We start from the raw sequence: 21,715 nt of genomic DNA on the forward strand, positions 1-21,715 counted from the left end.
GGCTGCGCAGCCGCTTCGGCCACTCGCGCAGCGCGTGAGCGAGCATCCGGCGCTCGCAGCTCCTGCTCGGCATGCAGCGCTTCTTGCAGAAGAGCAGGGCATTGCGCTGACGCCTGAGATGTTCGTGTTGATCACGGGTGCGGCGGCGCTCGTGAGCGGGGTTGTTGTGGGTTTGATGACCTTGTCGCCGGTGTGTGGCGTAGCGGTAGCGTGTCTTGTTGCCATTGGGATCTTCGCCGCAGCCAAGCGCTCTGCTGACAAGAATGCGGCGAATACGCGCGAACAGATACCTGATGCGCTGCGGTGCATGGGCACCTGCTTTCGGAGCGGTTTGTCGCTGCCGCAAACGCTGCAACAGACCGCGATGGAATGCAGCGGTGCGCTGGGTAGCCTGTTCAGCGTTGCGGCTCGTCGTCTTGAGATGGGCGCACCGCCCGCCGAGGCTCTTGCGGTCATGCGTTCGAGCGATCAGGTTCCCGAGCTTTCCTTCGTGGCGGTGGCGCTTGATGTGCAGCATCAAAGCGGCGGCAGCATTGCGCCGGTGCTTGAAACGGCACGCGAGTCGGTGATAAGCGAGCTTGACTTGATGCGTTCGCTGCGAGTGCAAACGGCACAAGCCAAGCTCTCGGCCAGTATCGTCACCGTGATGCCCTTTGTGCTGGTGGCGCTGTTCTCTTTGATGAGCCCTGACTTCCTCGCGCCGTTCTTTGGCAGCCTGATAGGGGTGGCTCTGCTAGCGCTGGCGCTCATCATGCAGCTTTCTGGGGTGTTGGCGGTGCGACGCATGCTGCGGATAGATGCGGGGTGAGCACGATGTCTGTTATGAGTGCAGGAATGGCATACGCGGCTGCGTGCCTTGCCGGTGGTGCTGGGTATAACGTCTATCGTTGGATCGAACAGATGCGGCAACGCGCGCGGCATCGGGAGGCGGTGCGCGCTCGCGCAGAGTCGCCCGATCACAGGTATGCCGCAAGCAGCAAAGCAGATGTGCGCGTGATCGAGATGATGGAGCATCAAAGCATTGCGGTTCGTAGCATGCCGTTCAACGTACCGGATAACGCGATGCGCTCTCCGTGGTTTCAGCGGGTGGTGGGTTTCGCGGGACTTGCAGACAGCGTGACCGAAGAGGGGTTCTGCGTCACGCGGCTTCTGCTCGCAGGGATTGCCTTGTGCGTGGGAGGCGTGGTAGGTGCGTTTGTCTCGCCCGCGCTTGCAGGGGTATTAGGCTTGGTAGGGCTGTATTTCGGCGCATCGGCACCCAAGCGCGCCATCAAGCATCGCATTGAATGGCGCACGCAGCAGATGGAACGTCATCTGCCCGAAATGCTGGATGTGGTGGCTATCGGCATGCGCAGCGGGCTCTCGTTCGACCGAAGCCTCCAGATATATGCAGCACGGTTCCCCACATTTCTCGCAGGTGAATTCTCGGCGGCGCAACGAAAGTGGGCAAGTGGGTTGGAGCGTCGCGACGAAGCGTTGCGTCACTTGGCAGCTTCCTACGACTCTTCGGTATTCGCGCGCGTCATCGAGTCAATCGTGCGATCCATTCGCTTTGGCACGTCCATGGTGGAAGGGCTTGAAGATGCGGCACGCGAGAGCCGTGTTGCCTATCGCACCCGAAGGCAAGAGCAGGTGGCGAAGGCCCCTGTGAAGATGATGATCCCGACTGGCACCTTGATACTGCCCGCCATGCTGATCTTAGTGATGGGTCCGGTGCTGCTTGAGATGGTGGGAGGCGGGATGGTATGAGAAAGGAGCAAGGAAATGATTGCATTGCAAGAACTGATCGGGCAAGAGGTGGCGCGCATACGAACGCAGTGCGGCATGATGAGCGAGAAGGCGCTGGCTGTCGCATGTCGCATGCGGGCGAAGATGGCGTGCGAACGTGGGCAAGGCACGACAGAATACGCCATCTTGGTAGGCGTGCTCGTGGTCATCGCTATTCTCGCCATCACAGTATTTCGCCCGAAACTGGAAGAGCTCTGGCTTGCCATCTCCGACGGTATCAACAGCTTGTAGAAGAGCGGCGTGGGCAATCGACGGTGGAGTATGCCGTCGTGCTCGGCGCGCTGCTCTGCGTGGTGGTGGCGCTGGGGGCGCTGGCGCAAGCCATTGAGAGCGGCTTGTTCGTGCAACATGCGGTTATGGCGGCATCGCACCATGTGCAGGGTGCAGGAGGTGGCATAGTCGATGTCTTCTGCTTCTGAGAAACGCCAGCAAGGTCAGGCAACCATAGAGGCCGCATTCGCGCTTCCGGTGTTGATGGTGTTGGTGCTGCTGCTGGTACAGCCAGGGATCCTGCTCTACGACCGCGTGGTCATGGCAGGTGCGGCAGCGGAAGGATGCCGTGTGCTCGCAACCGCTGGCGAAGGCGAATCTCAGCAGTGTCAAGACTACATCATGCGTCGTCTGTCCGCTGTGCCGCAGGCTGATATCTTCCATGTGCATACGACAGGGTGCACATGGGAGGTGCAGCTTGATGGCAACGAGGCGGCCCCTACCGCGACCGTGCGCATCAGCACCGAGGTGAAGCCGCTTCCATTGATCGACTGCGCGGTGGGGCTTCTAGGGCTTTGCAACGAGCGAGGCAACGTGGTGCTCGCAGTGGAGGCAACAGCCGCCACGCAGCCCGATTGGGTTGAACGGCAGACTGCACCGAGCGATTGGATACGACAATGGGTATGAGACGAGCGCAAGGGTTATTCCGTGATGAAGAGGGCCTGACCACGGTCAGCATGGCGGTGAGCATCTTCCTGGCCCTTACCTTGATATTCAGCGCGGCTCAACTGTATCGCGTATCCTCGGCGTCATCTGATATTCAGGAAGTGGCCGATGCTGCGGCGATGGCAGCCCAAATTGAGGTTTCCAGGTACATGAGCATTGCGAACGGCTGCGATGCGATGCTGTTCACCATGACGCTAACATCGACCATTGCGCTGGGCGCGGGCGTGGTGGCAGCGTGCATCCCGCCCGCCGCGGCTATTTCTGAGCGATTGATCGCGTGCGGTCGCAAGATAGCCAATGCGCGCGATACGGCTGCTGCGCGTATGGCCGATGTGCTGGATGCGCTGCAACAGGCACTGCCGTTCATCGCAGCGGCCAAGGCGGCGCAGATCGCTCAGAAAAACGATATGGAGGGCATGGCGTCGCAGTACCACGCTGTCACCATTCTCATGCCTCTTGTAGGGCAGCCGATCAGCGTGTCGTCGGACCAGCTTGACGAACTGACCGAGATGGTGGAAGAGAAAGCCCCTGATATTCGAGCCGCAGCGGCGCGTGCTGAGGAATTGGCGCAAGAAGCGAACGAGAGCAAATACGAGGCGTATATGGCGGATTGCGGGAATAATCCGAATGCGTGTCTTTACGAGCGCGCCGCGCACCTCGCTGAGATGCCGAGCGCGGCCGCGAATCCGTATTACAGCAGCGTTGACGCATGGTCGTTCAAGGTGGCGCTCGAGCGGAGCCATGCATATTACCGCAGCCGTTACTTTTCCGAGAACGCGTACCTTGATAGCAGCCTCAGCGTAGAGGAAAGGGCCGACTCGGCGCTGCGCAAGCATTTCTACAAGCAAACCTACGAAGACGTGATGGCGGCGAACCAGTCCTCGGGCGAGCGATGCACCTTCCCGAAGGTGTTTCGGAATCTTGATGAGATGCGAGAGACTCGGTTGTACACGGCAGAGCTCTTTCCTATCACGCAGTCAGAGGGAGCCACGGTGATGCATGCATGGGATGGATGCCCGGCTGCGGCGGGCGCGGGCGAGTACGGGTCGGTCAGTCAGCTTGAGGGTGGCGGATATGCGGTGTGCTCGCAGTGCGAGTTCACGGCGGCAACGTTCGGGAATGTGGCATCGGCATCAACGGCTGTTTCAAGCGGCTATGAGCATCATTATCGCATCGTGCGTGAAGCGAACGAGCGTTACAACCAGGCGATGGACGAGCTTGAGCCGACGAAGGCTGAAGTGGAAGGATCGGTCGATGAGATCTTCCGCGGCATGGGGGATGTGCTCTCGGGAGGCGCGGGCAACAAGCGCATTCATGCAGACCCACCCGGGTCAGCGGGCGCCCTTGCGCTGGTGGTGAACGTGGCTCAGAATGCAGCTGCCACCGGATTCGAGAGCAGCTTCATAGGTACGGATGCAACGCTTGGCACGCGGGCAGCGGTTGCAGGCGCATCGCTACAGATCGATGAGGATACCCCCGATACCACGGTGATGGACGAGGTTCTTGATGGACTGACCCGGGTGATTCCAGGATCGGATGCCGCAACGCGCACCATCAGCGAGCTATGGACCGGTTTCGTGCGTGCATGGGGCGGCGGCCAGCAAGCCATCATGGATACCGTGCAGGCAGGTTTAGATGATGTGCACACCACGACCGCGAGTGGATTGGGCAGCTGGGCAGCTGATGCGCTCACGGGACTTTTGGAGGGGCTTGGCTTAGAGCCGCCTGAGCTGTTCATGCTACGCCCCGTACTGGTGAACACGGCCCAGGTGGCCCGTGCTGATACGACCGAGCTCTCGGCGAAGTATCTCCAGGTGAAGACAGCAGCGCTCTCTGCATCGTCGGGAAGCACCGATCTTTTCTCAGGACTGACAAGCAGCATTCGCTCAGCGCTCGAAGGAGAGGGCACTGCGATAGATGCGGTGGAGATCAGCATTCCGCTCGGGGATACCGATATTCCGCTCACCTTGGCGATCCCGCCTTCGGTGCAAGAGGGGGCACGAGCACTGGTGGAGAGCGCTCTCGAGAGCGTTGCTCAGGCGGCTGCAACGGCAACAGGTGGCCGGTCATGGCAGTAGGGAAGGTGCATAGTGTCGCACGATGCCGCATGCGCGAGCGTGGGCAGATGACCGTTGAGCTTTGCGTGGTGTTACCCGTTGTCATCATCATCGCCGCCATCGTGTTCAATGCGCTGACGTTCTTTTCGTACTGCGCGGAATTCGATCGCTCGTTTCGCAATGCGGTGCGCGTGTGGGCGGTATCCCCGCCGTCGAGCATGGCATTCGATACGGCGATGGAGCAGGTGCTGTGTCAGGTGGAACCAGATGCGAGCGACAACCCCCGCGCCACCATCTCTTATGAGGTCAGCGCCGATGCTACGGCCACCATTACGGGAACGCTCGAGTATCAGCCTACGTTGTTTGGCTTGCGGGTGCGCAGCGAGGTGTTTGGCGTGACGTTGCCGTCGCTCGCGCATACCGCGCAGTTGGTGGTGGCAAGCGATGCGGTGGATTAGCTCTGGCAGACAGCGAGGTGCAAGGATGCAGGTAAAAGCAAGGACCGGAAGAAGCAAAGGCGGGTGCAAGAACGGCACGCGACGAAGATTGTGGCGAGCATGGGCGTGCGTGGCGGCAACGATCGCTGCCATCGTCGGCATGTGCGCGATTGCTGAGGCAGCAGAAGATGCAGGACACGGGAGCGGAGCTCATACCGAGGCAGTATGGGATGGGTTGCGGCAAGGCGGCACCGAAGAAGAAGCGCTTGCTGCGGCTGGATTCGCCATTTCGCGCGAGGCGCCTGCATGGATGAGCGCTGAGGTGCTCGATGAGTCGTGGACGGTGCGCTATGCCGATGAGCAGTGGAGCATCGTGCGCGTTGACATACCGCTTGGCACAGAGGAATGCGCAGCGCGGATAGCGAATGCTCTGCAAAGCAAGGGGTGGACGAGCGTGGAGAGCGGATACGAGGGCGTTGATACCTTCGTGAAGGCAGAAGGGAGTTGTTCGTGGTTGATGGTGGAGTGGGCGCAACACGCAGACGGCGTCAGCGCGGTTATGCATATCCGTCACGCTTGATGCGGGATAGATGCGCTGGGAGATGGCTGATGGATGTGAGCGGTATGGCTGAGCCGATAGAGCTTGCTACTACGATGCCGCAGCGGTTGCGGGGCATGCTGTTTCGTGATCCAGACGAGGTGACGCGGCTTTTGGTGCCGTGTCGCGATATCCATACGTTCGGCATGCGCTATCCGCTTGACGTGGCGTTCATTGCCAGAGATGGGGACGTGATCGAGGTTCACCGCAACGTCGGCTTGCGGAAGCGCCTGCGAAACGATGCTGCCTCCATGGTGGCAGAGCGGTTTTCGCGTGCGGGCGAATGGCTGCATGTGGGTGATGTGATACGACTCGGCTCGCCCGAGCCGTATAGACCAGATGAAGGGGGGCCGCGATGAAGCGATGCCCGGTGTGCAAGGCGACACTGTTCGACGATATGGATACCTGCTATGGCTGCATGTATCGATTTGGCAGCAAACCCGAGTGGGAGCAAGAGATGCAGAAGGGCGCACGGGCATGCGCGCAGAAACCATTGGAAAGCGGGGAAGGTGTTGAGCGTAGAGCGCCCTTTGCGCCGGGCAACGAGGGCTGCTTACTGGGAGATTTCCTGGTACAGCTCCACCGCTTTTTGGGAGATTTCCTGGTTGATGCGGGTGTAAAGCTCTAGGAGCCGGTTTCCCTCGGGAGTCAGTTCGCTGCCATGCGCGCCGTCACGAATGAGCAACTGAATGTCAAGGGCGTCCTCGGTATCTTTGATGATGCGCCAAGCCTTGCTGTAGGCCATGCCCATGTTCTTAGCCGCGGCATTGAGCGATCCGTGTTGGCGCACGCCCAGACAAAGGTCGGCAATGCCCTTGCCGAACACGGAGTTAGAGTTCGATTTCGGGTTGCTGATGGAAAGACGGGTATTGGGTACCAGTTTGCTCAGTTTGGTGGTCATACGTCGCGTTCTCCTTGTCTGTGCGCGGCCTAGCGGGTGAGAAATGCCAGGACAGCGTCTTCGATGGCTTCCTGACCACCCTCAATGACCTCGGTGAAGCGTATGGGCAGAGCATCGAGGTCGGCCAAACGCTTGGGGATGCCCCACAAGCCCGTTTCTTGAGCGATGAGCTGATTGAGCTGGCAGCCAGTCAGAGCAGCAATATCATCGGGCAGAGGACTTGATGGTGCAATATGGTGAAGAGCGCGGTACACGTTATCTCCGAATTTGGCCCAATGCGCAGTGCTGGCAACCAAGAGCGGGTTTTGACCACGCAGTTGCAAAGCGGCTGCATAGGCTACGGCGGTATGGGGGTCCATCAAGTACCCGTGTTTCTTGAAGACGAAGTCGATGGTCTCCAGACATGCTTGGTTGCTGATCGAAGCGCCCTTGAACAGCGTTTGCATGGCAGCAACGGTGGCATCGTCAGCACAGAACCGCTTCTGGGCGTTCAGGTCGGCCATCCAGCCTTGCACAGCCTGCCCGTTGCGTCCGGACAATTCAAACAGCTGGCGCTCCAGGTTGGAGGACACCAGAATATCCATCGAAGGAGAGGGGGTGAGCACGAAATCGCGGTCGGAAATATCGTAGACGCCCGTTTCGATGAAGTCGGTCAAAACGCGGTTCTCGTTGCTCGCGCACAGAAGTGTCTCGAGCGGTGTGCCCATTTGCTTTGCGTACCAGGCAGCCAAGATGTTGCCGAAGTTGCCGGTAGGAACGCAGACGTCAATGGGATCTCCGGCGTTGACCTTGCCTTCGGCCACCAGTTCAGCATAGCTTGATACGTAATAGACCACCTGTGGCAACAGACGCCCCCAGTTGATCGAGTTCGCGCTAGAAAGCGCCACCTTGTTCTGGGTGAGCAGCTGATCGTTGAACGCCTGATCGCCGAATACGCGCTTCACGCCCGTTTGGCAATCGTCGAAGTTGCCGCGCACGGCCCACACGCATACGTTGTCGCCGGTGGTCGTGATCATCTGCTTGCGCTGGATATCGCTGACGCCGCCATGGGGGAAGAGCACGCCCACGTCAACACCGTTCACGCCTTTGAAGCCTTCGAGGGCAGCTTTCCCGGTATCGCCTGAGGTGGCCACGAGAATACAGAAGCTGTTATCCAGCTGGCCGCGCTGGCGCAGCGCATCGGCGCTGGCTGCGAAGAAGTGCGGCAAGCATTGTAGGGCCATGTCCTTGAACGCGCTCGTGGGGCCATGCCAGAGCTCTAAGAGGTGCACGTCGTCATCGAGCGTGTGAAGAGGGCAGATATCGGGGGTGTCGAAGTTGTCCGCATAGCTGGCATTCATCAGGCCCATGATCTGCTTGTCATCAAGATCGATGTTGAAGGCGCTATAGATGGATGCCGCGCGCTCGCTGTACGGCAGATCGGCGAGCGCGAGTATGTCCTCAAGGCGCAGATGCGGTACCGCCTGGGGCACGTACAAGCCCCCGCTGGGCGCCAGACCGTTGATGACCGCTTGGGTGAAAGGAATGGGGTTCGCGTTGGATCCGCGCGTATCAACATAGAGATTCTGTCCGAAGTTGTCGTGGCGGTCCAGGGGTGCTGCCATAGCGATCCTCCTTCGCGTGCCCAGCGCATTGGTTGGGAAGTATACTTATCGGCAATGATAAAGGCTGTTCTGCCATCTGCGGTGCGGTTTCCCGTCGGGGGCGCCTGTGACAAACCGACTGGTTGTTCTGCCACCACGGCTATCTGAGCTGGTTCGTGTGGGGTGTGGGCGGTGGCAAACCGACTGGTTTCGCAGGGTATGTGCGGCAAACCAGCTGACTCTCGCATGGGGCGCAGCACGCGTCCTGGAAGACGCGAGCGAGGTGAGCGCGATGTGGGCGGCTTTTGAAAGGAGCACGATGATCAAGCATTATTCGGTGCTGGGCGATTCCATCTCTACGTTCGATGGTATGGTGGCTGCGGGCAATGCGGTGTACTACGAAGGGGAACGCGCCGCACACAACAACGTGAACACGCCTTCGGATACCTGGTGGATGCAGGCGATCAGCGCTTTGGGCGGCAAGCTTTTGAGGAACGCCTCCTACTCGGGCAGCCTGGTGGCGGGCGCTGCGTTTCCGGCGGGTCGGTCGCCTGAGCGTGCATGGCAACTGCTGGGAGCATCGGGGCAGCAGCCTGATGTGGTGTTGGTCTACCTGGGCATCAACGACTACGGTGAAGGCACGCCGCTCGATGAGTTCGCCGATGCCTACCGCGCCATGCTGGCCCAAGTGGCTCAGGTGGCGCCGAATGCGGAGGTGTGGTGTCTGACGCTCTTGCCGGGACGCTCCGAAGAGCACGACGTGGAGTTCTTCCGCAGCAAGTACAAGGGAGCCGACCTCGAGGCGTACAACGCGGCCATTCGCCAGGCAGCTGCGGATGGGGGTGCGCGCGTGGTCGATGTGGCCGTCGTCGGCCGTCCCTTCGACACCTTGGACGGCACGCATCCGACGCGCCGCGGCATGCTTCAGCTGGCCGCAGCGTTCGCCGAAGCGCTTCCACGGTGACAGGCGCCTTACCGAATCGTAATACTCACGCGTGCGGCCGGTGGGCTTGAGAGCAATGGTTATAATCTTGAGGCATGTCACACGAGCAACAACATGAACCGCTCAACGCAGCAGCGCCATCGGGTCTCACGCAGGCCGAGGTGGCCGAGCGCGTTGCGGCTGGCCGCGTGAACGTTGATGCGAGCGTCAAGACGCGTTCGCTGGCCGATATCTTCCGCGACAACATCTGCACGCTGTTCAACTTCGTGAACATGGTGCTGGCGGTGCTGGTGTTCTTCACCGGATCGTACAAGAACATGCTGTTCATGGTCATCATCGTGGTGAACGTGGTGATCGGCATTGTGCAGGAGATCCGCTCGAAGATGGTGACCGACCGGCTCTCCATCGTGGCCGCCAGCCTTGCCGAGGTCATGCGCGACGGGCGCGTGATGGAATTGCCGGTGGATCAGCTGGTGGTCGACGACGTCATCAGGTTGGGCCGCGGCGACCAGGTGCCCGCTGATGCCGTGGTGATCGGCGGGGAGTGTCGCGTGGATGAGAGCCTGCTGACCGGCGAGAGCAAAGCCATCGCGAAAACGGCGGACGACATGCTGATGAGCGGGTCGTTCTTGAACAGCGGCACCGTCTGGGCGCGCGTTGTCCATGTGGGCGCCGACAACTACGCAGCGAAGATCACCGCTGAGGCGAAGCAGCACAAGGCCGTCAACTCCGAGATCATGACCAGCTTGAATCGCATCATCAAGTTCGTGAGCCTTGCCATGCTGCCCGTAGGTCTGCTGCTGTTCGGCAGCACGCATCTGTTGCATCACGTGGCAGCAAATTCCGCTATTCTGACCACGGTGTCGGCTTTGGTGGGCATGATTCCCGAAGGCCTCATCCTGCTGACCTCGACCGTGCTCGCCGTGGCGGTCATACGTTTGTCGCGCCATCAGGTGCTGGTGCAGCAGCTGTACTGCATCGAAACGCTGGCGCGCGTGGATACGCTGTGCCTTGATAAGACGGGCACCATCACCACGGGCGGCATGGAGGTAGCGGGTGTGGCGGCTGTGCCGAGCGCGGGGGTTGCCGATGCGGAATTGGTGCGCCTGTTCGGGGGGATCGCGGGCAGTGATGCAGACCCCAACGATACGGCGCAGGCCATTCTTGCATACGTTTCAGCGCAGAAGGACGACAAGGGCGACGAAGGGATGCAGCGCTTCGATGCGCAGATCATGCGCGCTATCCCGTTCTCGTCCGATACCAAATGGTCGGGAGCGCAGTTCGCGGATGGCAGCGCATATGTGATGGGCGCCGCACAGTTCGTGCTCGCGAAACACCTGGATGCGCTGGATGCCATTCGCGGGCAGCTGGAAGGGCTGTCGGCTGACAATCGCGTGCTGCTCTTGGCGCGCGTGGGGGGCTTCACCGAAGAAGGCGCGATGGAGGGCGACGTGCAGCCGCTTGGCTTCATCATGCTGCGCGATCAGATTCGCCCGACCGCCGCGCAGACCATCGGATACTTCATCGAGCAGGGCGTGACGTTGAAGGTCATCAGCGGAGACGACCCGCGCACCGTATCCGGCATCGCTCAGAAGGTGGGCGTGCCACACGCGGATCGCTACGTGGATGCCACCACGCTCACCACCGAGGCGCAGATCGCTCAGGCCATCCGCGAATACAGCGTGTTCGGTCGCGTTACGCCCGAGCAGAAGAAAGCCTTCGTAATGGCTTTGCAGGCCGACAGCCACACCGTGGCCATGACTGGCGACGGTGTGAACGACGTGCTCGCGCTCAAGGCCAGCGATTGCAGCGTGGCCATGGCCTCGGGCAGCGATGCTGCGCGCAACGTGGCGCAGCTGGTGCTGGTGGACAACGATTTCGCCAGCATGCCCAAGGTGGTGGCCGAGGGACGCCGCTCCATCAACAATCTCCAGCGCTCAGCGTCGCTGTTCTTGGTCAAGACCCTCTTCTCCATCACCTCGGCGCTCCTGTTCATCTTCTTGCCCTGGCAGTATCCGTTCGTGCCCATCCAGATGACGCTCATCAGCGCATTCACCATCGGCATTCCATCGTTCGTGTTGGCGCTCGAGCCCAACCACGAGCGCGTGCGCGGACGCTTCCTCGCGAATTGCGTGGTGCATTCCATCCCGGGCGCCATCTGCGCGGTGGTCACGATCGTTACCGTCAGCGCGGTGGGCACCATGGCCTTCGCTCTCACTTACGAGCAGACCTCCACGCTCTGCGTGCTGCTGTTCGCCTTCATCGGCGTGCTGCTGGTCATTCGCCTGTCCATCCCGTACAACAGCATTCGCACTGCGCTGTTGGTGGTGGTCATCGGCGGTCTGGCGCTGGGTTCGACCGTGCTGGGGCCGCTGTTCAATATCGCAGCCTTCACAGAGCCCATGTGGTGGATAGCGGGAATAGCCGCGGTGGCGAACCTCATAGCGTTCCAGCTGCTCTACAATGTGTTCGACAACTACCACAAGCAGCAGATGGGAGCCTGATCGGCGCACATGGATAAAATCTCGAAGTCGCATGAGGATTACCTTGAAGCCATCGTCATGCTGGGCGGTGCCACCAACCCGGTGCGCGCGGTGGACGTGGCCGCTAAGCTGGGCGTGTCGAAAGCCTCGGTCAGCAAGGCCATCTCGGTGTTGAAGGAGAAGGGCCTGGCCGCGCAGCCGCATTATGGCGACATCACGCTGACCCCGGAGGGGCGCGAATACGGGAGCAAGGTGCTCGATCGGCACCACGCGCTCACCCTGTTCTTGCACGAGGGCTTGGGCATCGACGCCGCCATCGCCGAAGAGGAAGCCTGCTTGATGGAGCATGCTATCAGCGACGAATCCTTTGAGAAGTGGCTCGCCTTCATAGAGAAGATGGGCCTGAAGGCGGAAAAAAAGAACCGAAGCTAAGCTGCCTCGGTTCTTGTGCTTCGCGAAGTCTGTGAAGCGGGCGGCGGTTGCCTTCGCAGATGCCGCCCATACGGTGACCGCCTTCACAGGCGCCACCGCCTCACATGCGCTTACTCGATGGGGCTCGTGGCGTCCTTGCTGCCTTCCACGCGGCCTTCCAGATACGCCCAGTAGGCGTCCACGTCGGCCTTCATCTCTTCGATGATGTGCGCGTTCTCTGGCTTGAACAGGTGCTTGAAGCGGCCTTGGGGACGCAGGTAATCCTCAAGCGGCTTGAGGTTCTTCTCGCGCACCGGCGTCAGCTTCCACACGCCGTTCTCCACCTCGAACAGCGGCCAGAACTTCGTGTCCACGGCCAACCGGCAGATCTGCGCCGTCTCGTCGCTGCCGATGCGCCAACCACGCGGGCAGGGCGAGAGCACGTTCAAGAACGCGGGGCCCTCAACCGCGAACGCCTTTTCGGCCTTCGACACCAGGTCCTTCCAGTGGCCGACGGTCGACTGCGCCACATACGGCACGCCATGCGCGGCGATGATGGACGTCAGGTCCTTGCGCACCTGCTGCTTGCCCTGCTCCACCTTGCCAACTTCGGCGGTGGTGGCCCAGGCGCCCTTCGGCGTGGCCGACGAACGCTGGATGCCCGTGTTCATGTAGGCGCCGTTGTCGTAGCACACATAGACCATGTCGTGCCCGCGCTCCATGGCGCCCGACAGGCTCTGCAACCCGATGTCGTAGGTGCCGCCGTCGCCGCCGAACGCGATGAACTTCATCTTCTTGTCCGCCGGTATCTTGCCCGCGCGCTGCATGCCCTTGAAGGCCGCTTCTACGCCCGATATGGTGGCCGCGGCATTCTCGAAGGCATTGTGCACGAACGGCACGTTCCACGAATCGTAGGGGTAGATGGTGGTGGACACCTCAAGGCAGCCGGTGGCGCAGCCCACGACGGGCTCAACGTCGTCCGGCAGACCCATCATGATCTGGCGCACCGCCATGGAAGCGCCGCAGCCGCCGCACAGACGATGCCCCGGAGCCAGCTTCTCGGGCTTGCGCGAAAGTTCCTTTAACCCAGCCATATGTTCTGCGCTCCTTCCGCTTCCTGCATGCCCAGATAGCTCACGCCGCCGGTGCCCAGGCTCCCGTCGGCCAGCTTCTCCAGGTCGTTGAAGATCTTGTTGACCAGATCGTTGGTCAGGTCGTTGCCGCCCAGACCGTAGATGTAGTTGTGGAACGGCGCGCTCTTGCCAGCGGACGCCAGCGCACCCAGCACGTCCACCGCCAGCGGCCCGTACTGGCCACCCAGGCTGTCAGCGCGATCCATGATGGCGATGGCCTTCGCGTTCTTGCATGCCTCCACGATCTGCTTCACGGGGAAGGGGCGATACACGCGCGGGCGCACCACGCCCACTTTCTTGCCCTGCGCCCGCAGCTCGCGCGCGATGTGACGCACGTTGCCCGCGGCGCTGCCCAGCACCACCACGACCAGCTCGGCGTCGTCGCACTCCCAGGCGTCCACCACGTCGAAGGGGCGCCCGCACTTCTCGGCCCAGGCCTTGCCGACGCGCTCGATGACCGGCAGCGAATCCTGGATGGCGCGCCGCAGCATGTAACGGCTCTTCATGTAGCTGTCGCCGTTGGCGAACATGCCCGCACCGAGCGGTGTGGGGCTGGTGATCAGGCCGTTAGCGGGCAGATAGTCGCCCACGAAGGCGCGCACCGTCTCGTCGTCTTCCATCACGCAGCGCTCCATGGCGTGGCTGGTGATGAAGCCGTCGAGCGTGGTCATGACCGGCAGCTGCACGTCCTTGTCCTCGGCGATGGGGAAGCTGATCACGGTGTTGTCGTAGGCCTCCTGCGCCGTTTCGGCGAACAGCAGGATCCAGCCGGTGTCACGGGCGCCCATCACGTCGGAGTGGTCGCCGTGGATGTTGATGGGGGCGGACAGCGCGCGGTTGGCGTTGGCCATTACGATGGGCAGGCGCATGCCAGCCGCGATGAACAGCTCTTCCCACATCAGCGCCAGACCCTGGCTGGCGGTGGCGGTGGCCACGCGCGCGCCAGCAGCTGAGGCGCCCACGCAGGCGCTCATGGCGGAGTGCTCGCTCTCAACGGTGACAAACTCGGTGTTCACGGCACCGTTGGCCACGAACTTCGCGTAGTTCTCGACGATGGTCGTCTGAGGCGTGATGGGGTAGGCCGCCATCACATCGGGATCGGCCTGGCGCATGGCCTCGGCGATCATCTGGTTGCCCGTTGCGGAAAACAGTTTGGTCGTTGTCATCTATGCCACCTCCGCTTCATCTTCGCGGATGAACTCCAGGGCATTGAAGCGACATTCGTGCACGCACACGCCGCAGCCCTTGCAATGGTCGTAATCGATGCCGGTCATGGCCTCGTCGGCCACCATGATGGACGAATCGGGGCACACCACCCAGCACATCATGCAGTTCGTGCACGCCTCAGCGTTCCACACCGGGCGCATGCTACGCCAGCCGCCGGTGATGTATTCCACCGACGTGCCTGCGTTGCACAGGTAGCCCTTGGGGAACTCTTCGGGCGCCCACTCGTCGAAGCGGTCGAGCTCTGGCATGTTCATGCGGTCTGCACCTCCTCGTAGGCGCGGTCCACCGAATGGAGGTTCGCGTCGATCATCTCTTGGCTGAACTTCTTGCCGAAGGTCTCGGTCAGGCGCTCTTTCACCATGGTGACGGGCACCACGCCGGTCACCTTTGAAAGCGCGCCCACGATGGGCGTGTTGGGGATGTCGCGCCCGATGGTGTCGATGGCGATGCCGCTCGCATCGATCACGGCTACCTTCACGCTGGCGGGCACGTTCAGACGCGCGCGCGCCTCGGCGGCGTTCATCTCGGTGTTGAGGATCACCGCGCCGTCATCCTTGATGCCTTCGGTCACGTCCACCGAATCGAGCAGCGTGTCGTCCAGCACGACAACGATGTTGGGATTCACGATGGTGTTGTGCACCTCGATGGGTGCGTCGCTCACGCGGGTGTAAGCCTTCAGCGGCGCGCCCGTGCGCTCGGGGCCGTACTCAGGCATTGCCTGGATGTAGGCGCCCTGCAGAAGCGCAGTGTCGGCCACCAGTTTCGCGGCGGTCACCGCGCCCTGGCCGGCTCGTGCATGCCACCGAATCTCGATCAGCTCTGACATTCCTCTCCTCTCGGTTTACGGTGCAGGGATCTTGCTAAAGTCATGTTAGCAAGCGCGTTTGGCGCTGCGGACGCGCTGATGCGAAAGCGCCCGGTTGCGCGACGTATAAGGTGTGAGCGGGAATAGCTGCGCCGCTCACCTCGCGCGAACGGTATCGACGCTGCTCATGCTCGACCCCGTCTTATTCTCAAAATAGGATAATTTGTACCAAATTGATACCTAAAACAAGCGATTTCCACATATATATGAAGGATAATAAGACCAAATGCGCGCGCGTAAGGAATCGCGCCGCAGTCGGGGATCGTGCCCCGCAGACCAAAGGAGCAAACCTATGGAACAGCCCAAACTGACACGTCGCGGTTTCCTAGCGGGCACCGCAGCAACTGGCGCCGTCGCTGCGCTGGCAATGAGCGGTTGCAGCAGCAATAGCTCATCGAGCAGCAGCGCCGCTTCTTCGGGGCAGGCAGCGAGCACCATCTTGGCCGCGCCTGCGTACACGTCCACCAACGTGAACCCCATCGGCAACAGCTCTGCGCTGATGCTGGCTGCAACGTGGCACGTGTTCGAGGGCCTCTATGACCTTGACCTGCATGACTACACCACTCATGCTGCTCTGGCCGATGGCGACCCGGTTCAGGTTTCCGAGACGGAATACGAGGTCACGCTGCGAGAAGGCGCCAAGTACTCCGACGGCTCCGATGTGACCACCGCTGATGTGGTGAACGCGTTCGAGCAGAACATGGCCAACGACACCTATGGCGCTTTCCTGACATTCATCGACACGGTGTCCGCCAAGGACGACAAGACCGTCACCTTCACGCTGAAGTACCCCTTCGCCACGCTGTTGAAGGGCCGTCTGGCTGTAGTGAAGGTCTTCCCGGCTGGCCTGAGCGAAGACGAGCTGTCCACCAAGCCCATCGGCTCTGGTCCGTGGATGTATGACAGCATCGACGGCAACGAGGGTGGCCACATCATCTTCAAGCCCAACGAGAACTACAACGGCCAGTATCCGGCCACCTGCGACGAGATGGACTGGAACGTGCTGGTGGACAACACCTCCCGCGTCACCGCCATCACCGACGGCAGCGTGCAGGCCATCGAGAGCGTACCGGCTGCTAACGCCGATCAGGTTGCCAACGCAGGCGCTACGGTCGAGGACGTGCCGGGCTTCGCGCTGGCTTTCCTGATGTTCAACACCAAGAAGGCGCCGTTCAACGACAAGCGCGTGCGTCAGGCGTTCTACTATGCCATCGACATGGACAAGCTGATCGCCAACCAGCTGGCCGGTCATGCCGCTGCTGCTACCAGCTTCCTGCCGGAGAGCTATGCGAACTATCATCGCGCTTCCACGGTGTACACCTACGACACTGCTAAGGCGAAGAGCCTGCTGGCCGACGCTGGCGCTGAGAACCTCAGCATCAACCTGCTGACCAACACCAACTGGGTCTACGATCTGGCTCCGCAGATCAAGGAGGACCTGGAGGCTGCGGGCGTGCAGGTGACCATCCAGGACTTCACCAACGACTGGGCAAGCCTGGCTCCCTCCGACGCCGAGTTGCCCTACGACGTCATGCTGACGCCGGGCGACCCGAGCTGCTTCGGCAACGACCCCGACCTGCTGATGACCTGGTGGTACGGCGACAACGTGTGGACTCAGGGCCGCAGCTGCTGGAAGGGCACCCCGGAGTGGACCACCCTGCAGGAGAAGCTGCAAAGCGCTCGCGAAGAGGCCGACGCCGCCAAGCAGCAGGAGATCTGGAACGAGTGCTTCGACCTCATCGCAGATGAAGTGCCCATCTACCCGCTGTTCCACCGCGAGGTCTCCACGGGCTACTACGAGGAAAAGCTGGAGGACTTCGCACCCATCAGCACCACTGGTCTGGTGTTCTTGGGCACCACTCCCAAGGAGTAGCGCGCAGGCACCGAACCGGTGCATCGCAGAGCTTCAGTGCTCAACCCTCAGAAGGGACCCGCATCGCGCGGGTCCCTTTTCGTGTGCGTAGATGATGTTTGGGTGCGGGATGGTGGCAAAGCCCGCGCCGATCGAATCATGCCACAGCGATCGGCGCAGGCGTCGATCCCATGGTGTCGACCCGATCACTGGATGCCGTCGAGGTGTGGGATGGTGGCAAAGCCTGCTTCCAGCTCTTCGTCGGTGGGGATGTGGTCGGTCATCTGACCGTTGTTGTAGGCCTCGTAGGCGTACATATCGAAATAGCCGGTACCGGTCAGGCCGAACAGGATGGTCTTCGCTTCGCCGGTCTCGGCGCACCTCTTCGCCTCTTCGATGGCCTGGAAGATGGCGTGCGCGCTCTCAGGTGCGGGCAGGATGGTCTCCAGCCGCGCGAACTGCTCGGCGGCGCCGAACACGTCGGTCTGTTTGACGGCCACCGCTTCCATGAAGCCGTCGTGCTTGAGCTTGCTGACGATGGGCGCCATGCCGTGGTAGCGCAGACCGCCCGCATGGTCGGGGCTAGGCAAAAAGCCGTTGCCCAGCGTGTACATCTTCACGAGTGGGCAGGTTTGGCCCGTGTCGGCGAAGTCGTAGGCGTAGCGCCCGCGCGTGAGGCTGGGGCAGCTGGCCGGTTCCACCGCGATGAAGCGCGTGTCGGGGCGCGTGCCGTTCAGCTTATCGCGCATGAACGGTGCGATCAGGCCGCCCAAGTTGCTGCCGCCGCCCGCGCAGCCGATGACGATATCGGGGTATTCGCCCAGCTCCTCCAGCGCGGTATAGCTCTCAAGCCCGATGATGGACTGGTGCAGCACCACCTGGTTCAGCACGCTGCCCAGCTGGTAGCGGCCTTTGTTGGCGGGCACGTTCAGCGCGCGCTCCACCGCCTCCGATATGGCCGTGCCCAGGCTGCCGGTGGAATCGGGGTGATCGGCTAGCATCTTCTTGCCGATCTCGGTGGTGTTTGAGGGCGAGGGTGTCACCGTGGCGTTGAACGTCTGCATGATGGAGCGGCGGAACGGCTTCTGGTCGTAGCTGCATTTCACCATGAACACGTCGAGCGGTACGCCGAAATGGTCGGCCGCTTCCGAGAGCGCGGTACCCCACTGACCGGCGCCCGTTTCGGTGGTGATGCGGTCAAGGTCCTGTGCTTTGGCGTAGTAGGCCTGCGCCAGTGCCGAGTTCAGCTTATGGCTGCCCGAGGTGTTGTTGCCCTCGAACTTGTAGTAGATCTTGGCCGGTGTGTTCAGTTCGCGTTCGAGGTTGTAAGCGCGACAGAGGGGACTCGGGCGGTACACCTTGTACATTTCCAGCACAGGTTCAGGGATGTCTATATAAGCGGTGGCGTCATCAAGTTCCTGTTTCACCAGCTCGTCGCAGAACACCGGTGCGATGTCGGCGGCTTCGGCAACCTTACCATTGGGCAGACGCATGGGGTCGGGTGGCTCGGGCATATCGGCCCGCAAGTTGTACCACTGGCGCGGGATCTGATCCTCGCGCAAATACAGGCGGTAGGGGGCGGCATCGGTCGTCATGGTCGGTCCTTTCTTCTGATGATCCTTCGCTGTCTGTCCAGTGCGCTCGGCGCGGGCGATTTCGCTTGGGCTGCGTTCTGCGCGCCATCGCCTGTGTCGAGCGCACCTGACGCGCATCGTGCGCATCAGGCCCAACGCGCGCATACGAAAAAGCCCCCGGCGGATCACCGGGGGCTTTACCTGCGCAGGTTGGGTAAGCTCGATGATCCGTCTATATTCGGCTGTACCACCACCATGCACCGGCGCACGCAACGCGAGCGCTCGTCAATTCGATCTGTGCATGCAGGTTGGTCAAGCGAACTCCTTCGGATATCGAATAACCGAAGTATAACCATATCGGAAGATGTGGCGCAACACCCTATACTGAACGGATATGGCGTGAACGGCGAAAGGGAAACGCATGATAAAGACACCAGAGGGACCCGTGCCGACCACGGCGCAGGATTGGAACGAACTGTGGAAGGCGCGGCAGACGCTGCGCATTTCACCACGGGACGCAGCGTATTGGGACAAGCGCGCGCAGACGTTCGGCCATAAGGATACGCCGGATTCCTATGCGCGGCGGTTTTTGTCGTTGGCCGAGATGCAGCCGGACGAGACCGTGTTCGACATGGGGTGCGGGACCGGCAATTTGGCGGTGCTTCTGGGGCAGAGCGGGCATACGGTGCTCGCGGCTGATTTCTCGCAGGTCATGTTGGACAAGCTGGAAGAGAATCTGCGGGAAGCTCAGGTTGATAGCGTAGAGGCCATGCGGCTGAGCTGGGAGGACGACTGGGCAGCGGCGGGGCTGGGGCCGGATAGCTTCGATGTATGCATGGCGTCGCGCTCTATTGCCACCGACGACTTGCGCAGCGCGTTGCTCAAGCTGACGGCTGTTGCGCGACGGCGCGTATGCATCACGCTGGCTACCGGGGTGTCGCCTCGTGTTGATGGGCGCCTGATGGGCCGTTTGGGCATCCAGGTTCCGCAGAGCATGGATGCGGTGTATGCGCTGGCCATTCTTTCAGATGAGGGGTATCTGCCGAAACTGACCTACATCAACACGAAGCGCAACGATCGTTTTGCCAGCTTCGACGAGGCGATGGAGCATTTCACGGGCATGGTCGATATGGCAATGCGCGATGCGATCAATGCGCCCGACCGCGACGAGGCGCTACGGCGGTTGCGCGTGTGGCTTGACGATAACGTGCTGCCTGACGGTGATGGGCTCACTGTGCGCAACCCACGCGATGTGGACTGGGCGTTCGTGTGGTGGGATAAGTAGAGGGCGTGGGTACTTCTCAGGTCGGAAACGCTCTGCGAATGCGGGCAGATGCGGGCGGTGCGACTCGTAAGATAAAGCCAGAGTACGTTGAGAGGAGATGCCATGAAGATCGTTCCTGATGGTTTCGATGCGAAGATCGATGCGTATATAGACGAGAACTGGGACGCATGTCTGGCAGATATCACGAGTTTGGTCGAGATTCCCAGTTTTGAGGAAACTGACAAGGCGGCCCCGGGTGCGCCGTTTGGTCCTGGCCCGCGTGCGGCACTGACCCAGGCGCTTTCCATTGCTGAGCGTATGGGCTTCGACACCACCGATGTTGATGGGTATGCGGGGTTCGCCCAGCTTCCCGGGGCGAGCGACACGCAGATCGGCATCATCGGGCATGTGGATGTGGTGCCTGCTGGCCCTGGTTGGACGTTCCCGCCGTTCCAGGTGACGGAGAAGGACGGCTATCTGATGGGTCGTGGCACGCTGGATGACAAGGGCCCGCTCATGGTGTGCCTGTATGCGCTGAAGTTCTGGAAGGACCAGGGCGTTCAGCTGCCGTATACGGTGCGCTACATCTTCGGCGCGAACGAAGAGACCGATCTGCTCGACGTGGAGCACTATCGCAAGGCGTATGACGACCCTGCGTTCATCTTCACTCCGGATGCGTATTTCCCGGTGTGCTATGGCGAAAAGGGCGGCTTCAACGGCGTCATCACCAGCGCGCTGATCACCGACGGGCTCATCGTGGAGTTCACGGGCGGTGCGGCCACCAATGCGGTGCCAGGTGAGGCATCGGCGCTCGTGCGGGCGAATGTGGCTGGGCTGCCTGCGGCGGAAGGCATCACGCTGACCGAAGAGGGTACTGATACGGTGCGCATCAGCGCGCAGGGCAAGAGCGCGCATGCCAGTATGCCGGAAGATGGCAAGAACGCCATCGGCATGATCGTGGATTACCTGCTGGCGAACGATCTGTGCAGCGCTGACGAGCGCGTATTCTTGGAGCTCGATCAAAAGCTGCTCAGCAACACGGACGGTAGCGGCGTGGGCATTCAGGCCTCAGACGAATACTTCGGGCCCCTTACGGTCATCGGGGGCACCATCGAGCTGAAAGAACAGCGCTTCGTGCAGACGCTGGACGCGCGTTTCCCCACCACCACTGACGGCGATCGCATTCTGGCGCAGCTGCGCGCGGTGGCTGAGCCTGCGGGTGCTACGGTGGAAAACACGTTGCTGTTGCCCACGTTCCTCGTTGATCCGAAGAGCCCTGAGATCGTGGCGCTGTGCGAAGCGTTCAACCAGGTGACCGGGCGTGATGACGAGCCGTTCACGATCGGTGGCGGTACCTATGCCCGCGAATTCACGCGCGGGTCCAGTTTCGGGGCCGAGATGCCATGGATCAAGAACCCGGATTGGGTAGGTGGCATGCACGGTCCCGACGAGGGCGAGAGCATCGATCAGCTGAAGACTTCATGGAAGATATACGCGTTGGGCATCGGCAAATTGCTGGAACTCGATCTGTAGGACGGAGACGTCGAATATGCCGCCGGACGCAGTGGAAGCAACGGGCGGCGGCACCATCGGCCGGATGCTGATCGCCCTGTGATATCCCGCAAGTGCAGTAGCTTGCGGGATATCTTTCCTCTATACTGAA

22 protein-coding genes are annotated in these 21,715 nt (G+C 61.4%); 15 read left to right on the top strand and 7 right to left on the bottom strand.

All coding sequences use genetic code 11. The features are described from left to right. The 9 genes from NFR19_RS07215 to NFR19_RS07255 all read left to right on the top strand — a co-directional run. Positions 1-808 (top strand): type II secretion system F family protein (locus tag NFR19_RS07215; RefSeq protein WP_251213118.1); only part of this gene is annotated, 808 nt, incomplete at its 5' end. 26 nt (positions 809-834) lie between these two features. Continuing rightward, positions 835-1,749, top strand: coding sequence for a type II secretion system F family protein (locus NFR19_RS07220; RefSeq protein WP_251213119.1), 915 nt, complete (start codon positions 835-837; stop codon positions 1,747-1,749). Between the two features lie 15 nt (positions 1,750-1,764). Then, positions 1,765-2,019, top strand: coding sequence for a Flp family type IVb pilin (locus NFR19_RS07225; RefSeq protein ID WP_251213120.1), 255 nt, complete (start codon positions 1,765-1,767; stop codon positions 2,017-2,019). 23 nt (positions 2,020-2,042) lie between these two features. Next, on the top strand, positions 2,043-2,207 hold the full coding sequence (locus NFR19_RS07230) for a hypothetical protein (RefSeq protein ID WP_251213121.1): 165 nt from the start codon (positions 2,043-2,045) through the stop codon (positions 2,205-2,207). Then, complete coding sequence (locus NFR19_RS07235; protein WP_251213122.1) at positions 2,191-2,685, top strand: TadE/TadG family type IV pilus assembly protein; 495 nt, start codon at positions 2,191-2,193, stop codon at positions 2,683-2,685. The genes NFR19_RS07230 and NFR19_RS07235 overlap by 17 nt, the downstream gene beginning before the upstream one ends. Continuing rightward, on the top strand, positions 2,676-4,802 hold the full coding sequence (locus NFR19_RS07240; protein WP_251213123.1) for a molybdenum cofactor biosynthesis enzyme: 2,127 nt from the start codon (positions 2,676-2,678) through the stop codon (positions 4,800-4,802). Before NFR19_RS07235 ends, NFR19_RS07240 begins: the two co-directional genes overlap by 10 nt. After that, positions 4,793-5,239, top strand: coding sequence for a valine--tRNA ligase (locus tag NFR19_RS07245; protein ID WP_251213124.1), 447 nt, complete (start codon positions 4,793-4,795; stop codon positions 5,237-5,239). Before NFR19_RS07240 ends, NFR19_RS07245 begins: the two co-directional genes overlap by 10 nt. A 109-nt stretch (positions 5,240-5,348) precedes the next feature. Then, on the top strand, positions 5,349-5,798 hold the full coding sequence (locus NFR19_RS07250) for a hypothetical protein (RefSeq protein WP_251213125.1): 450 nt from the start codon (positions 5,349-5,351) through the stop codon (positions 5,796-5,798). 44 nt (positions 5,799-5,842) lie between these two features. Continuing rightward, positions 5,843-6,175, top strand: coding sequence for a DUF192 domain-containing protein (locus NFR19_RS07255; protein ID WP_251213126.1), 333 nt, complete (start codon positions 5,843-5,845; stop codon positions 6,173-6,175). Positions 6,176-6,369: 194 nt separating this feature from the next. On the opposite strand, the gene NFR19_RS07260 is transcribed toward NFR19_RS07255, so the two are convergent. Continuing rightward, on the bottom strand, positions 6,370-6,717 hold the full coding sequence (locus NFR19_RS07260) for a winged helix-turn-helix domain-containing protein (RefSeq protein WP_251213127.1): 348 nt from the start codon (positions 6,715-6,717) through the stop codon (positions 6,370-6,372). 29 nt (positions 6,718-6,746) lie between these two features. Further along, complete coding sequence (gene thrC / locus NFR19_RS07265) at positions 6,747-8,321, bottom strand: threonine synthase (RefSeq protein ID WP_251213128.1); 1,575 nt, start codon at positions 8,319-8,321, stop codon at positions 6,747-6,749. A 298-nt stretch (positions 8,322-8,619) separates the two neighbouring features. Between thrC and NFR19_RS07270 the strand changes: the two genes are divergently transcribed. The 3 genes from NFR19_RS07270 to NFR19_RS07280 all read left to right on the top strand — a co-directional run bounded on the left by NFR19_RS07270 (position 8,620) and on the right by NFR19_RS07280 (position 12,158). Next, positions 8,620-9,264 carry an SGNH/GDSL hydrolase family protein gene (locus tag NFR19_RS07270; RefSeq protein ID WP_251213129.1) on the top strand — a complete coding sequence of 215 codons (645 nt, stop codon included), beginning with the start codon at positions 8,620-8,622 and terminating at the stop codon, positions 9,262-9,264. Between the two features lie 74 nt (positions 9,265-9,338). Then, complete coding sequence (locus NFR19_RS07275; protein ID WP_251213130.1) at positions 9,339-11,747, top strand: HAD-IC family P-type ATPase; 2,409 nt, start codon at positions 9,339-9,341, stop codon at positions 11,745-11,747. 9 nt (positions 11,748-11,756) lie between these two features. Beyond that, the gene (locus NFR19_RS07280; protein WP_251213131.1) at positions 11,757-12,158 is read left to right on the top strand and encodes a metal-dependent transcriptional regulator; all 402 of its coding nucleotides are present in this window, start codon (positions 11,757-11,759) and stop codon (positions 12,156-12,158) included. Between the two features lie 110 nt (positions 12,159-12,268). Here NFR19_RS07280 and NFR19_RS07285 read toward each other — a convergent pair whose 3' ends face one another. The 4 genes from NFR19_RS07285 to NFR19_RS07300 are packed head-to-tail and all read right to left on the bottom strand — an operon-like array spanning position 12,269 to position 15,323. After that, the gene (locus tag NFR19_RS07285; RefSeq protein WP_251213132.1) at positions 12,269-13,231 is read right to left on the bottom strand and encodes a thiamine pyrophosphate-dependent enzyme; all 963 of its coding nucleotides are present in this window, start codon (positions 13,229-13,231) and stop codon (positions 12,269-12,271) included. Beyond that, positions 13,219-14,436 carry a pyruvate ferredoxin oxidoreductase gene (gene porA, locus NFR19_RS07290; protein ID WP_251213133.1) on the bottom strand — a complete coding sequence of 406 codons (1,218 nt, stop codon included), beginning with the start codon at positions 14,434-14,436 and terminating at the stop codon, positions 13,219-13,221. Before porA ends, NFR19_RS07285 begins: the two co-directional genes overlap by 13 nt. Beyond that, positions 14,437-14,751: a 4Fe-4S binding protein gene (locus NFR19_RS07295; protein ID WP_251213134.1), complete on the bottom strand. Its 315-nt coding sequence runs from the start codon at positions 14,749-14,751 to the stop codon at positions 14,437-14,439. It lies immediately after the preceding gene. Then, on the bottom strand, positions 14,748-15,323 hold the full coding sequence (locus tag NFR19_RS07300) for a 2-oxoacid:acceptor oxidoreductase family protein (protein WP_251213135.1): 576 nt from the start codon (positions 15,321-15,323) through the stop codon (positions 14,748-14,750). The genes NFR19_RS07295 and NFR19_RS07300 overlap by 4 nt, the downstream gene beginning before the upstream one ends. A gap of 331 nt (positions 15,324-15,654) precedes the next feature. Here NFR19_RS07300 and NFR19_RS07305 point away from each other — a divergent pair, with 331 nt between their 5' ends. Then, on the top strand, positions 15,655-17,235 hold the full coding sequence (locus NFR19_RS07305; RefSeq protein WP_251213136.1) for an ABC transporter substrate-binding protein: 1,581 nt from the start codon (positions 15,655-15,657) through the stop codon (positions 17,233-17,235). 185 nt (positions 17,236-17,420) lie between these two features. Here the strand turns inward: NFR19_RS07305 and NFR19_RS07310 are convergent, their stop codons facing one another. After that, complete coding sequence (locus NFR19_RS07310; protein ID WP_251213137.1) at positions 17,421-18,809, bottom strand: TrpB-like pyridoxal phosphate-dependent enzyme; 1,389 nt, start codon at positions 18,807-18,809, stop codon at positions 17,421-17,423. Between the two features lie 400 nt (positions 18,810-19,209). Between NFR19_RS07310 and NFR19_RS07315 the strand changes: the two genes are divergently transcribed. Further along, positions 19,210-20,073: a class I SAM-dependent methyltransferase gene (locus tag NFR19_RS07315; RefSeq protein WP_251213138.1), complete on the top strand. Its 864-nt coding sequence runs from the start codon at positions 19,210-19,212 to the stop codon at positions 20,071-20,073. Between the two features lie 102 nt (positions 20,074-20,175). Continuing rightward, the gene (locus NFR19_RS07320; protein WP_251213139.1) at positions 20,176-21,585 is read left to right on the top strand and encodes a Sapep family Mn(2+)-dependent dipeptidase; all 1,410 of its coding nucleotides are present in this window, start codon (positions 20,176-20,178) and stop codon (positions 21,583-21,585) included. The last annotated feature ends 130 nt before the right edge of the window (positions 21,586-21,715 follow it).

It is taken from the genome of Adlercreutzia murintestinalis, from assembly GCF_943192905.1.
GTDB lineage: Bacteria > Actinomycetota > Coriobacteriia > Coriobacteriales > Eggerthellaceae > Adlercreutzia_A > Adlercreutzia_A murintestinalis.